This window comes from Pseudoduganella sp. HUAS MS19, from assembly GCF_053615455.1.
The window spans coordinates 2531308-2545103 of sequence record NZ_CM132133.1 but is presented as its reverse complement, the minus strand read 5'-3'; the positions used below and the strand labels follow the sequence as shown (position 1 = coordinate 2545103).

Annotated in this window: 13 protein-coding genes and 1 tRNA gene; 3 read left to right on the top strand and 11 right to left on the bottom strand. The window is 60.3% G+C overall.

Going from position 1 to position 13796, the window contains the following annotated elements:
* Positions 1-324 precede the first annotated feature (324 nt).
* The 11 genes from ACWBU6_RS11715 to ACWBU6_RS11665 all read right to left on the bottom strand — a co-directional run bounded on the left by ACWBU6_RS11715 (position 325) and on the right by ACWBU6_RS11665 (position 11202).
* Complete coding sequence (locus ACWBU6_RS11715; protein WP_452648959.1) at positions 325-1779, bottom strand: helicase-related protein; 1455 nt, start codon at positions 1777-1779, stop codon at positions 325-327.
* A 279-nt stretch (positions 1780-2058) separates the two neighbouring features.
* Positions 2059-2149 (bottom strand) — tRNA-Ser (locus tag ACWBU6_RS11710).
* A gap of 82 nt (positions 2150-2231) precedes the next feature.
* A complete protein-coding gene (gene serS, locus ACWBU6_RS11705) occupies positions 2232-3521 on the bottom strand; it encodes a serine--tRNA ligase (protein ID WP_452648958.1) in 1290 nt (429 codons plus the stop codon).
* A gap of 93 nt (positions 3522-3614) precedes the next feature.
* Entirely contained in the window at positions 3615-3812 is a 198-nt protein-coding gene (locus tag ACWBU6_RS11700; protein WP_452648957.1) for a hypothetical protein, read from the bottom strand.
* A gap of 153 nt (positions 3813-3965) precedes the next feature.
* The gene (locus ACWBU6_RS11695; RefSeq protein WP_452648956.1) at positions 3966-4484 is read right to left on the bottom strand and encodes a hypothetical protein; all 519 of its coding nucleotides are present in this window, start codon (positions 4482-4484) and stop codon (positions 3966-3968) included.
* A 79-nt stretch (positions 4485-4563) separates the two neighbouring features.
* Positions 4564-5304, bottom strand: a complete 741-nt coding sequence (locus tag ACWBU6_RS11690; protein WP_452648955.1) for an alpha/beta fold hydrolase — start codon at positions 5302-5304, stop codon at positions 4564-4566.
* Between the two features lie 104 nt (positions 5305-5408).
* Entirely contained in the window at positions 5409-6026 is a 618-nt protein-coding gene (locus ACWBU6_RS11685) for a TetR/AcrR family transcriptional regulator (RefSeq protein ID WP_452648954.1), read from the bottom strand.
* A 74-nt stretch (positions 6027-6100) separates the two neighbouring features.
* Entirely contained in the window at positions 6101-7408 is a 1308-nt protein-coding gene (locus ACWBU6_RS11680) for a replication-associated recombination protein A (RefSeq protein WP_452648953.1), read from the bottom strand.
* On the bottom strand, positions 7398-8177 hold the full coding sequence (locus ACWBU6_RS11675; protein WP_452648952.1) for a hypothetical protein: 780 nt from the start codon (positions 8175-8177) through the stop codon (positions 7398-7400). Before ACWBU6_RS11675 ends, ACWBU6_RS11680 begins: the two co-directional genes overlap by 11 nt.
* Before the next feature lie 2 nt (positions 8178-8179).
* On the bottom strand, positions 8180-8797 hold the full coding sequence (lolA, locus tag ACWBU6_RS11670; protein WP_452648951.1) for an outer membrane lipoprotein chaperone LolA: 618 nt from the start codon (positions 8795-8797) through the stop codon (positions 8180-8182).
* An 8-nt stretch (positions 8798-8805) separates the two neighbouring features.
* Positions 8806-11202: a DNA translocase FtsK gene (locus tag ACWBU6_RS11665; RefSeq protein WP_452648950.1), complete on the bottom strand. Its 2397-nt coding sequence runs from the start codon at positions 11200-11202 to the stop codon at positions 8806-8808.
* A gap of 178 nt (positions 11203-11380) precedes the next feature.
* Between ACWBU6_RS11665 and trxB the strand changes: the two genes are divergently transcribed.
* The 3 genes from trxB to ACWBU6_RS11650 all read left to right on the top strand — a co-directional run bounded on the left by trxB (position 11381) and on the right by ACWBU6_RS11650 (position 13711).
* Positions 11381-12331 (top strand): thioredoxin-disulfide reductase, encoded by a 951-nt coding sequence (gene trxB, locus ACWBU6_RS11660; RefSeq protein WP_452648949.1) that lies wholly within the window; start codon positions 11381-11383, stop codon positions 12329-12331.
* On the top strand, positions 12328-13017 hold the full coding sequence (locus ACWBU6_RS11655; RefSeq protein WP_452648948.1) for a Smr/MutS family protein: 690 nt from the start codon (positions 12328-12330) through the stop codon (positions 13015-13017). The genes trxB and ACWBU6_RS11655 overlap by 4 nt, the downstream gene beginning before the upstream one ends.
* A gap of 67 nt (positions 13018-13084) precedes the next feature.
* On the top strand, positions 13085-13711 hold the full coding sequence (locus ACWBU6_RS11650) for a trimeric intracellular cation channel family protein (RefSeq protein WP_452648947.1): 627 nt from the start codon (positions 13085-13087) through the stop codon (positions 13709-13711).
* Positions 13712-13796: the final 85 nt, after the last annotated feature.

Genomic DNA, 13796 nt, shown 5'->3' with positions numbered 1-13796 from the left:
GGAAGCAACGGTCTGTTTTTGACGTCACCTCGACGCACGGGCAAGTCAACGTTTTTGCAAAACGATCTGCGCCCCGAACTTCAAAGTCGCACCATCACTGTTGTCTATGTTGACCTGTGGGAAAACAGTAAAGCTAATCCCGCCGATCTGATTACCGAGGCGATTGCTAAGGAGCTGACACACCAGGTCGGCATATTCAGTAGAGCGAAGAAACGGACTCACATCGAGTCTATCTCCATTGGCAACTGGCTTAAGCTAGACACCTCCAAGGTGAGTCAAAAAGTAAGCATGAGTCTCGCGGACGCTTTGAAAGGGCTGCGTGAATTAGCCAATCCCTGCATGGTTATCTCGCCCTGCACGTCCAATCTCTTGATAATATCGATCCAAGCTTTCTGGTACGCACGCATGTACCACGGCGCGAACGTGCGGATAATCGATACCAAGACCGAATGCCGAAGTACCCACGACAAGGTCCAGTTCACCTCGGCGCCAGGCCTGCACAACGTCATTTCGACTTTCGTGGCTAGTCCCACCGTGTAATACTCGTACTCTCCCATAACCGGCACATTTGAGCCGGTCATACCATGCGTCCGCGTCCTCTTGGCGAGTCACATATAAAATAGCGGGCCTGGGGAGGTGAGCCAAAGCTTCGAGAACTCGCTGTTCTCGAACCGCAGGATGGTCAGCCATAGGCGCTATCCACGTTTCGATCTCTGGGCGTAATCTAGCCCCCGCGATGAGCGAAAGCGCCCTTCCAGGCGAAATCAATGCTTGCAGCGAATCGAATGCTTCTTGTGTCACGGTGGCAGATAAGCAGACCACCTTTGGTTGCTGTTTTAGAGGTGCAGCATTGCGCAACTCGGCGACCAAAGCACCAAGAAGTTGAAACTCATTTCTGAAATCGGCCCCCCATGCGTCAACTAGATGTGCTTCGTCGATGACAAATGCAGCCAGGCGACCATTACGCGCAGCATCTAATAGCGGCTTATGCAGGCGACCGACGAAAGCCTCGGGCGCAGCAAAAATCAGCCCCTGCTCTCCGCTCGGGATACGAGAAATGATGCTTGCATTTCCGCTCGCATTGCCTCCAACGTATGCATGACCAAATTCTGGTTTTAGAGCAGCGGATTGCGAGACGCTATCGGAATGGGCTAACGCCAGTGCTACGGTAGGCACGACAACTGCCACCACTTGATCCGGATGAGCCGCCGCCAGCGACTGAAACACAAGGCTTTTACCCTCTCCGGTGGGCATCACCGCTAGCAAAGTTTGGTCAGCCGGCATTTGAAGCGCCGAGCGAATTGCCAAGGCCTGGCCAGGTCCTTTGTACAACCCGTGATGAAAGGTCTTCGCCAGCCAGGGATCAGCGTCTGGGAGGCGATTGGTCCAGCGGCGGGCTTCTGCGCGCATCCCAGTCCTGTCAACGCCATTCTGGCCGACCGCCGGAAGCCAATCCGGCACCCAAGGTAGCGCTTCAGTTTCTTTTCCTGCACCGATATAGAGGCCGCAGTTAGCAGCCAGCATTTTGTCAGGCCATTCATTAGACATCGGAATTGGCAGGGTGAGTCGTTCACCACGCTCTGCCAAGGTAAACTCAGCATATCTCAACGCATGACGCAATCGTAAAGCGCGGTCTAATGGAGTGAGGCCCTGATCCAGAAGAGCGCGTCGCAAGCGCTCAAACGGAACATCTTGGCAGGTAAAGTCATCCGCTTGCTGTGCATCGCCGAGTGCATCGCGTAGAGCTTTGAAAGCCGGATAACCGGCCAGAAATCTCATGAAAAGTCCCGCACAGATCGATCGCTTAGAACAAACAACCCGATCGAATCTAACTTGACCACCGGGTCCGACAATCCGTTCAGCAGCGCCTGATTTATCATAATTTCACGCTCCACCGTTTGATCGGATTCGGCGAGACCAAGCCTATCCACCTTTCTATCCACCTTTCACGTCTGGATGTTAGTGGATTGCGGTGGACGTGCCTGGACATTGGTCAAGCTTTCCCCAGAGTGCGGACGAAAAAAAACGGCCCCGTTGCCGGGGCCGTTCTTCGTATTCTGGCGGAGAGGGTGGGATTCGAACCCACGGTAGGGGGACACCCTACGCCTGATTTCGAGTCAGGTACATTCGACCACTCTGCCACCTCTCCAGGTACTGCGTTTAACGGTGGTCGCCGTTGAGAGCCAAGATTATAGCAGCCCTTCCGAAAAAAGGAAGGGCTATTTTCAACTTTATGCTACGAGCTTGGTGAGACCGCCCATATAAGGCTGCAGCGCGGCTGGAATGTCCACCGAACCGTCAGCCTGCTGGTAGTTTTCCAGCACGGCGACCAGGGTGCGGCCGACTGCCAGGCCGGAGCCGTTCAGGGTGTGCAGCAGTTCAGGTTTGCCCGCGGCATTGCGGAAGCGCGCCTGCATGCGGCGGGCCTGGAAGGCTTCGCAGTTCGACAACGACGAAATCTCACGGTAGGTGTTCTGCGCCGGCAGCCACACTTCGAGGTCATAAGTCTTGGCAGCGCCAAAGCCCATGTCGCCGGTGCACAGCTGCATCACGCGGTATGGCAGGCCCAGGGTCTGCAGGATGTATTCTGCGTGGCCAACCATTTCTTCCAGTGCGTCATACGACTTCTCCGGATGCACCACCTGGACCAGTTCAACCTTGTCGAACTGGTGCTGGCGAATCATGCCCTTGGTGTCGCGGCCGGCGGAACCTGCTTCGGAACGGAAGCATGGCGTGTGGGCAGTGACCTTGATCGGCAGCGTCTCGACAGCGACGATCTCGTCGCGCACCATATTGGTCAGCGACACTTCAGAAGTCGGGATCAGGTAGAAATTCTGGCCTTCTCCTTCCGCACCGCCTTTCTTTACCGAGAACAGGTCCGCTTCGAACTTCGGCAGCTGGCCGGTGCCCAGCAGCGATTCGGCGTTGACCATGTAGGGGGTGTAGCACTCGGTGTAGCCGTGCTTGTCGGTATGGGTGTCCAGCATGAACTGCGCCAGTGCGCGGTGCAGGCGAGCGATGCCACCCTTCATCACGCTGAAGCGGGAACCGGTCAGTTTGGTGGCGGTCTCGAAGTCCAGGCCCAGCGCTGCGCCTACGTCGGCGTGGTCTTTGACTTCAAAGTCGAAGCTGCGCGGGGTGCCGAATTTGCGCACTTCCACGTTGCCCGTTTCGTCGGCGCCGGCCGGCACGGATTCGTGCGGCAGGTTCGGTACGGCCTGCAGGAAGGTATTCATCTTCAACTGCACGTCGGCCAGCTTGATCTCGTTGGCCTTCAGTTCGTCGCCCAGGCCTGCTGCTTCGGCCATTACGGCGGTGGTATCTTCCCCTTTGCCCTTCATCATACCGATCTGCTTGGCCAGCGAATTACGCTTGCTTTGCAATTCTTCGGTACGCATCTGGATGGCTTTGCGCTCGCCTTCCAGGGCATTGAAGCCAGCCACGTCGAGCTGGAACTTGCGGGTCGCCAGTTTGGCGGCGACAGTATCAATGTCTTTACGGAGAAGTTGGATGTCAATCATGTTTTGCTGCCGCTACGAGGTTTAATCGAAAGGGGCAATTGTACCAAGATGACAGCACAACAACCGAGTTTTACGCCCTCCGGCGCTGCGCTGTCAGAACAGCGCCGCTTTTTCTGCTGCGCTCAGCCGCTTGGCGGCGACCACCACGGTTGGAATGCTGGTGTCCACTTTGGCGACGACCGGGTCGGCCGCCACGTGCAACACCGGTGTGGTGGCGGTTGCAAAGCTGGTCGCGGTGGCCAGGGCTGCTGCGACAACGAAGATCGCTTCCATGTGTTTCAGGGCATTCATGATGTTCTCCTTCAGGTCAGTGTTGAACTACTTGCGTGCTTCCATGGTTACACTGTACCTAAAGCCTCCCTGCCCTGCCTTGTGCTTGCGACGAAGCGCAAAAAACGCGGGATGAAATGCGGATTCGCCGCCCTGCAGCCCTGCCGGTCCGCTTTATTCAGCAGGCTTCTGTGCCTTCTCGACCGGGGCGGCCTTGGACGGCGCGCCGCGCTTCAGCCAAACGGCAACGTCCTCGCCCAGTTCCCTGGTCACTTTATGGAACATCTCGCAGGTGCCACGGAACAAACCGACGTTGGTCGTGCGCCTGAACGATGCGGACGACAGCGTGGCGTCGCCTTGCCTGAGCTCGGCAAGCACCTCCAGTGATTTGGGTCCCGACCACTTGCCCCCGCCAGCGCCCCAGGCATTGGTGATCGTAATCTTGACGACTTGGTCGTTGCCGACCTCGTCATTGGCACTTGCCAGTTCGACGCGGCCATATATCTTACCGATCTGGGCCGAGGCATCCTCGAGCAGATGGCGCTCAAGCTCGCACTCGTTCCTGACGGCTTGGGGGGCGAAAGTAGTAGGAGCGTACTGAACCGGGGTTTGAAGATAGAGACGCTCGGTGGCCGAAGCGCCGGAACATGCTGCCCATGCGGACAGCACAAGAGTGGCCTTGAAGAATTTCATTGATAAACTTTAATTGCATTAGCGCAAAATTGCGAACTCGGCACTATACGGTCCGCGGCGCCCTGCTGCAATCCAAGCTTCACATCGTGCGGCCCTGCTCCAGCCACCCCTTCACCGCACTATTGAAAGCCTCCGGTTGCTCGCGCATGACCCAATGCCCGGTGCGAAAGGCGATTACCCTGCTGTCCGGCTTGGACTGGACCGCCGCTTCAAAACTGCGGGTATGGAAGGAGAACGGCTTGCGCTTGCCGTAGATGTACAGCATGGGCCAGCGCAGCTTGAACGGCAAGGTCCCCACCGCTGGCGTGGTTGCGCGCAGCCAGGTGACCGCATGGGGCAGCTGCAGGCGGGCGCAGGCCTCGCGCGCCGCACGGCTGTTGCCGCTGGAAGCTTTCAGGCGGCGATGCGCAAACGCCAGGCGCAGGCGCGTCTTCCAGTCCAGTGAAGCACGGTAGGTCATCTGGCTGGAACCGCCAATGCCGACACTGATCACCCGGCTCACCAGTTCCGGGTAGCGCAGCGCGAACTGATAGCCAAAGACGCAGCCCCAGTCGCTCAGCATCAGGATTACGGGACGGCCGCCATTCACGGCATGAACGGTATCGGCGTAGAGCTTTGACACTTCGTCAATCGTGTGGCTGCCCTTGACGCCCTGGCTGGGGAAGCTGAACCGAACGCAGCGATAGCTTGAAGAGAAGGCCGCAACCTGGGCATCCCAAAGGCTGCGGTCGTAAGGCCAGCCATGAATCATCATGATGGCTTCCTCGCCTTCCCCCTCCACATGGACGGTTACTCCATCGACTGTCAGACGCTGCGCCATTCCGCCCTCCGTTAGAATATTTACAACATCCTAACGTTGAGCAATTGAAATGTAAAGTCCCGTACGAGTTTGCACTAGTTTATCTACAATTAATAGGAATATTCCTACAATTGCGAACTGATAGCAGCTGGACCCGAACCGGTCTCGTCGTCCAGGGCATCCAGCCATGCGTGGAGTTGTGCAACTTCATGCTGGATAAATGTGCCGTCGTCGAAGGCGTTGGCCAGGGTGGCAATACCCTGGCTGCGCGCCAGCAGGTGCATGGCCAGTCCATCGGCGTCGGCAGCGGCCTTTGAGCCAAACTGCTCGAATTGCGCCCGCAGCCAGTCGCGGAACAGCGTAAACAGCGCGTTCGCCTGCACCAGTGCGGGATGTTCCAGCTTGGCCAGCTCGGTACACAAGGTGCCGACCGGGCAGCCATTGCGGCGGATCGAGGGCGCATTCATCGCCATCATGTCGATGAAACAGCCGATGCGTAAGGCTGGCCGGGATGCTTGCGCGGTCCAGCCGTCGAGCATGGCTTGCGTCTTCTGCAGCCGCAGTTCGATCACTGCCGCCAGGATCTCGTCCTTCGTCTTGAAGTGGTAGTAGAAATTGCCGCGCGAGAGTCCAACCGCCGCAGCGATGTCGGCAAAGCTGGTGTGGCCATAGCCGCGCTCATAAAACAGCCGGTCGGCCGTTTCGACAATGCGTTCGCGGGTGGCTGTCGCCTGATTAGTCATGCGGCCCAGCCTAGGACAAATGTCCCATCACGTCAAGAATTCCAGTGCCGTGACGATCAGGGTTGCTCGGCCGCTTAACCCTTGCGTGCTTCTTCGTCCAGCCTGCGCAGAAAGGCCAGCTTGTCCGCGATCTTGGACTCCAGGCCGCGTGGTACCGGCTGGTACCAGCCTGGTTCGGCCATGCCGTCGGGGAGATAGGTTTCGCCGGCTGCATATGCGTCCGGTTCGTCGTGGGCATAGCGGTATTCGTGACCGTAGCCCAGCTCCTTCATCAGCCTGGTCGGAGCGTTGCGCAAGTGGACCGGCACTTCGCGCGATTTGTCGCGGCGCACGAAAGCCATGGCGGCATTGTAGGCGTTGTAGCCGGCATTGCTCTTGGCGGCCACAGCAAGGTAAATCACGGCCTGGGCCAGTGCCAGTTCCCCCTCCGGCGAACCGAGCCGCTCATAGGTTTCGGCGGCGTCGTTCACCATGGTCAAGGCACGCGGGTCGGCCAGGCCGATATCTTCCCAAGCCATGCGCACGATACGGCGCGCCAGGTAGCGCGGGTCGGCGCCGCCATCGATCATGCGGCAGAACCAATACAGGGCGCCGTCCGGATTGGAGCCGCGCACGGACTTGTGCAGGGCCGATATCTGGTCGTAGAAATTATCGCCGCCCTTGTCGAAGCGGCGCGCATTCAGGGTCAGCGCATTCTGCACGAATTCACCGGTGACCTTGCTGGTGCGCGCAGTGGCGGCTGCAGTCTTGGTCTGCTCCAGCAAATTGAGGAAACGGCGCGCATCGCCGTCGGCATAGCCGATCAGGGTGTCGATGGCCAGCTCGTCAAAGTCCAGGTCCGGCATGACGCGCTCCCTGGCGCGGGCCAGCAACTGGCGCATCTCTTCCTCGGTCAAGGCTTTGAGCACATACACCTGGGCACGCGACAGCAGCGCGGAGTTGACTTCGAACGAAGGGTTTTCCGTCGTGGCGCCAATCAGCGTAACCAGGCCCGATTCGACGTAAGGCAGCAGTGCATCCTGCTGCGCCTTGTTGAAGCGGTGGATCTCGTCGATGAAGAGGATGGTCTGCTTGCCGCTGGCGACAAACTGCTCGGCCTGCTCAATGGCGGCACGGATATCCTTGACCCCACCCAGCACGGCCGAAATGGCAATGAACTCGCAGGCGAAGGCGCGCGCCGACAGGCGGGCCAGCGTGGTCTTGCCCACGCCCGGCGGGCCCCACAGGATCATCGAATGCGGCTTGCCCGACTTGAACAACAGGTTCAGCGGCTTGCCTTCGCCCAGCAAGTGGCTCTGGCCGATCACGTCCGCCACGCTGTGCGGGCGCATCGCTTCGGCCAGTGGCGGGGTCGGCTCAGGGGCAAACAGGTCAGCGGTCATTTTCTCTTGCACCCCTGGGGTTAATGGCGGGCAGCGGCCGCGTCAACAAGGCGCCATACTGGGAGGCGAAATCTTTCTCCCGCAGGCCGGCCAGCAGCGCGACGATTCCTTTCGGTCCGCCATGCCGCACCGCCCACGCCTCTACTTCCGCCTTGGCCTGGCAGTACGTCGCATTGCTCTGGCTGTTACGTGAGCGCGTGTGGTCGAGCCAATCGCGCATGGCCGACAGCTTCGACAGGTCGTCGATCCCGCTGGCACCGGGCGTACACGCCCTGCCGCCCACCATGCTCGCCAGCCCTTCGTTGAACCAGGCCGGCACATGGCGCCCGGCGGCGCGTGCGTACAACTCGAGGTGCGACAACTCATGGCTCAGCACCGACAGCAAGCGCGCATCGGTGGCGAATGCATTGCTGGCCAGGGTGGTCACCACGATGCTGGGATTGTCGAACAGGTGCCTCCCGTTCAAGTAGCGCTGGCCGCCCCGGATATCGGAATACGAACGAAATTCCGGCCCCAGCAGGAAGCGGGCGCAGGCCGCGCTTTTACAGAAATAGATGTCGGGCGTGACGCCTTGCCGTTCGCCGTAGAAAGCGGCGACCCGGTCGAAGGCGGCCTGTATGAGTGGCCTGAAGCGATCCGATTCGGCCTGGGTGAAGCTTTTTTCATAGACCATGCGGTCGTCGCGCACCAGGTCCTCTTTGCCGAAATCCGCGGCAAAAGATTCCGTGGCATGGCACGCCAACGCCAGCATTGTCAGGTAAATCTTCATGCTTAATTGTTGATGACGTCCGCACCTTTGGGCATGACAAATTTAAAGGACGTTGCATTCAGCGCTGGATTTTTTTCAAACTTCTTGAACGACAGGATGGAAGTCTGGCCGAAGCTGTCTTTCAGCTCCATGGCTTCCGGCACGCCGTTTTTCAGCCCGATCAGGATTTGCTCGAAACTGGAATCCTTGGCTTTCGGGGTGGCTTTCAGCCATTCCAGGCCGTCGCGGCTACCGCCTTCGGACAGGGCAAAGTTCTTTTCCAGGTCATTGGAGCCGAACAGGATGGCGGCCGGGGAAGAACCCAGCGCATCGCCCAGCTTGCGCACGGTAACCTGGTTCAGGTCCTTGTCGTAAATATAGAGCTGCTCGCCGTCCGCCTGCAGCACCTGGTCGTAAGGCTTGGTATAAGTCCAGATGAACTTGCCCGGACGGGCGAAGGAGAAACTGCCGGAGGACAGCTTGTCCTTGCTGCCCTGCGCCACGACTTTTTGCGTGAACTCGCCCTTGGCGGCCTTGGTGCTGGCCACGAAGGCCTTGAACTGGTCCAGCGCCGCAGCGCCGGCGGAACCTGCAAACAGCAGGCCGGCGGCCAGGGCCGCCATCAACTTGGTGGTCTTCATAGAATTCCTTATTCCGCCGACGCGGTAGGTGCGATGATTTCGCGGTTGCCGTTCGACTGCATGGCCGATACAACGCCGCTGTTTTCCATCTGTTCCAGCAGGCGTGCGGCGCGGTTGTAGCCAATGCGCAGGTGGCGCTGGACCAGGGAGATCGACGCCTTTCGGTGCTTCAGCACGACCTGCACGGCCTGGTCGTACATCGGGTCGGCCTCGCCGTCCCCGCCGCCGCCCGCGCCGGCCATGGCGCCGTCGCCGCCGCCCTCTTCCAGCGTGCCGCCTTCCAGGATGCCCTCGATGTAGTTCGGCTCGCCCTGCGCCTTCAAATGCTTCACCACGCGGTGCACTTCATCGTCCGACACGAAGGCGCCGTGCACGCGGACCGGCAGGCCGGTACCGGGCGGCATATACAGCATATCGCCCATGCCCAGCAGGGTTTCGGCGCCCATCTGGTCAAGAATGGTGCGCGAGTCGATCTTGGACGATACCTGGAACGCAATACGCGTCGGGATATTGGCCTTGATCAGGCCCGTGATCACGTCCACAGATGGGCGCTGGGTTGCCAGAATCAAGTGCAGGCCGGCTGCACGGGCTTTCTGCGCGATGCGGGCGATCAGTTCTTCCACCTTCTTGCCGACCACCATCATCAGGTCGGCCAGCTCGTCGATGATGATGACGATGGTTGGCAGTTTCTCCAGCGGCTCAGGGGCGTCGGGCGTGATCGAGAACGGGTTCGGGATCTTTTCCTCGCGTTTCTCCGCCTCGGCGATCTTGGCGTTATAGCCGGCCAGGTTACGCACGCCGAGCTTGGACATCAGCTTGTAGCGCCGCTCCATCTCGTTCACCGCCCAGTTCAGGGCGTGGCCAGCCTGGCGCATATCGGTCACCACTGGCGCCAGCAGGTGCGGAATGCCTTCGTACACCGACATTTCCAGCATCTTCGGGTCGATCAGGATCATGCGCACATCGTGCGGGTCGGCCTTGTACAGCAGCGACAGGATGGTGGCGTTAATACCCACCGACTTGCCCGAGCCGGTGGTACCGGCCACCAGCAAGTGCGGCATCTTGGCCAGGTCGGCCACCACCGGCTTGCCGGCGATGTCCTTGCCCAGCGCCACGGTCAGCGGCGAATGGTTGTCGTTATAGACCTTGGAGCCGAGGATCTCGGTCAGGCGCACGATCTGGCGCTTGGGATTTGGCAGCTCCAGCGCCATGTAATTCTTGCCGGGGATGGTTTCCACGACCCGGATGGAGGTCAGCGACAGCGAACGCGCCAGGTCGCGCGCCAGGTTGACGATCTGGCTGCCCTTCACGCCGGTGGCCGGCTCGATTTCGTAGCGGGTCACGACCGGGCCCGGATAGGCGGCCACCACCTTGGCTTCCACGCCAAAGTCGGACAGTTTTTTCTCGATCAGGCGGCTGGTGAATTCCAGCGTCTCCACGGCCACCGTTTCCTGCTGCGGCGGCGCATCGTCCAGCAGCGACAGCGGCGGCAGCGTGGTGTTTTCGATTTCCTGGAACAGGGTGCCCTGCTTTTCCTTGATCACGCGCTCGGACTGGACCACCTGGGTGATCTGCGGCTCTATCTTGACGATAGGCGCCGGCGGCGCATCCGGCGGCAGGTCCACCGGCTTCGGATGCTTCTCCTCGTGCTTGACGCGCTCCTTGACCACTTTCTCCTCGCGCTTGACGACGGCGACGTCGCCCTGGCGCCGGTCTTCGCGGTCTTCCATGCGGGCGCGGATCCAGTCGATGCCCATCTCGATGACTTCACCGATCCGTTCAGCCACCGACATCCACGATACGTGGAAGAACAGGCTAAAGCCGGTACCAAACAGCAGCAACAGCAGCAGCGTGGCGCCGGTAAAGCCCAGGCCCACATGGGCGCCATGGCCGATCAGCTCACCGAGCACGCCGCCCGGCGCACGCGGCAACTGCACTTTCATGGTGTAGAGGCGCAGGAACTCCAGGCCCATCGAACCGATCAGCATCAGGCCGAAGCCGATCACGCGGATCAGGCCTTCCTGCCGGTGTTCAGGGTCCTCTTCCTTTTCCAGCACGAACTTGCGGGTCAGGCGGCGATAGCCCTGCCACACCACGCGCAGCATATAGACGCACCACCACCAGGCCGAAAAACCGAAGATGAACAGCATCAGGTCGGACAGCCAGGCGCCGCCGCGGCCGCCCAGGTTGAACACCTTCGGCACCACATTATTGTGCGACCAGCCCGGGTCCAGCCGGTTATAGCTGGCCAGGATCAGGATGAAATAGACGCAGACGACGAACAGCGCGAAAAAGCGTGCCTCCGACAGCAGTCGCACCAGCCGATTGGGTAATGGCTGGCGTTCGGTGACATTGCGAGTGTAACCAGAAGTTGTCTCTTGACTCTTTTGACTCTTCTTACTCATTGCTTGGAGGCAAAAATTCCATAATTGCGCTTATTCTAAGGCATATCAAGGTAAAACGGCCCCACGGTACATGTGAAATGCACGCTTCGCATATAATTTCGGTTTGCCTGGGCCCGGACTTGTAGCATTCCTGTCCGCACCCATATTCAAGACATCCTAACTAGGTAAAGAATCCGCCATGACTACTACCAAACACGCCAAAGTCCTGATTCTTGGCTCCGGTCCTGCAGGCTACAGCGCCGCGATTTACGCCGCCCGCGCCAACCTGAACCCCATGCTGGTGACCGGCGTTGAGCAGGGCGGCCAGCTGATGACCACCACTGACGTGGAAAACTGGCCGGCCGACCCGATGGGCGTCCAGGGTCCGGACCTGATGCAGCGTTTCCTGCAGCACGCCGAGCGTTTCAAGACCGAGATCGTGTTTGACCACATCCACACCACCCACCTGAACGAAAAACCGATCCGCCTGGTCGGCGATAGCAACGTCTACACCTGCGACACCCTGATCATTGCCACCGGCGCTTCGGCACAGTACCTGGGCCTGCCGACCGAGCAGGAATTCATGGGCCGCGGCGTTTCCGCTTGCGCCACCTGCGACGGATTCTTCTACCGTGGCCAGGAAGTGGCCGTGGTTGGCGGCGGCAATACCGCTGTCGAAGAAGCCCTGTACCTGTCGAACATCGCCACCAAGGTCACCCTGGTGCACCGCCGCGAGAAATTCCGCGCCGAGCCTATCCTGGTCGACCGCCTGATGGCCAAGGTTGCCGAAGGCAAGATCGAACTGAAACTGAACTCGACCCTGCACGAAGTGAAGGGCGACCAGTCCGGCGTCAACGCCATCACCGTCAAGCACAATAACGGCGAGATGACCGACGTGGCCGTGCACGGCCTGTTCATCGCCATCGGCCACAAGCCGAACACCGGCATCTTTGAAGGCCAGCTGGAAATGAAAGACGGCTATATCAAGACCCGTACCGGCACCGAAGGCATGGCAACGGCCACCTCTGTGCCAGGCGTGTTCGCGGCCGGCGACGTGCAAGACCACATCTACCGCCAGGCCATCACCTCGGCCGGCACCGGCTGCATGGCCGCGCTGGACGCGCAACGCTACCTGGAAGCGCAAGAGTGAAAAGCTTCGCCGACCTGAAAGGACTGGGCAAACAGCTCAAGGAGCAGGAAGAGCAGCGCGCGGCCGAGCAAAAGGAGCGTGCCAGGCAGGAAAAGGCTGCTGCCGCCGCTGCCAACGTGTTCCAGTCCTCCATGGCCGGCGTGCAGAAGATGAAACCGTCCGACCGCTACGTGCCGCCGCCCGCCAAGGGTCCGGCCATGGCGGGCCGCCCTGCGCCGGCCGGCCAGCGCAAGCCGCAAACGGCCGAGGAACAGGCGGCCGACGATGCCGCCGTGCTGCGCGAGTCGATGCTGTCGGACATGTTCGACGTCGACCATTACATGGAAGAAGACCCGGCGCTGAACTACAGCGCGCCGGGCATCGGCCCGGACGTGATGAAGAAGATGCGCAAGGGCCACTGGCCGGTCCAGGATGAACTGGACCTGCACGGCAAGCGCCGTGACGAGGCGCGCCAGGCGGTGGACGACTTCCTGCTCAAGGCCAGGCGCCGCAACTACCGCTGCGTGTGCGTGATCTACGGCCGCGGCCTCGGTTCGCGCGGCGGCGAGCCGGTGCTGAAATCCATGGTCCATTCCTGGCTGGTGCAGACCGACGGCGTGATCGCCTTCTGCCAGGCCCGCGCCGAAGAAGGCGGCGAAGGCGCCATCATGGTGCTGCTGCGTTCCGCCCTGGCGCCGCAGCGCTGATCCATCCCGCCTGGCGGCGGCACGCCCGGCTTGCAGGTTCTGCTATCAGGATGCTAATCTGCGCCTCATGAAAATCGTCCCCGCCGTTTCCCTGATCACCATTATTGAGGTCGTAGCAATCCTGGTCGGGGCCTTCTCCGGATTTATCGAAGCGCGCCGTAAGCGCATGGACATCGTCGGCGTATTCATTGTCGCCTTCATCACCGCCTTCGGCGGTGGTACGGTGCGCGATATCCTGCTCGACAAGCGCCCGCTGTTCTGGGTCGCGCATCAGGAATACACCATCCTGCTGTTCGTGGTGGCCCTGCTGGCCGCCCCCTTCTTCAAGCATATCCGCCATATCGTTTCCGAGCGGCTGATCGTGGTGGCCGACGCCGTTGGCCTCGGCCTGTTTGCCGTGGCCAGCGTGGCGCAGGCGCTGGCGGCGGACATGCCGATCTTTGTCGCCGTGATGATGGGGGTGGTCACAGGCATCTTCGGCGGCGTGCTGCGCGACATTATCTGCAACGAGGTGCCGATGGTGTTCCGCGACGGCAAACCCTACGCGATTTGCGCCTTCTTCGGCTGCTGGCTCTACATTGCGCTGCAATACACCCAGGTTTCGGACGATGTGGCCTTGTGGTCCAGCGCCGGCCTGATCACCGTGATGCGCCTGCTGGCCTGGCGCTTCGACCTGAAAATCAGCCGGCCATAGGGCTATCGGCATCTTACTTTCAATTGGAAAGTTAAAACTTAACGTTTGGTAACAACTGATACAATGTCGCAACTTTTTGATGCGC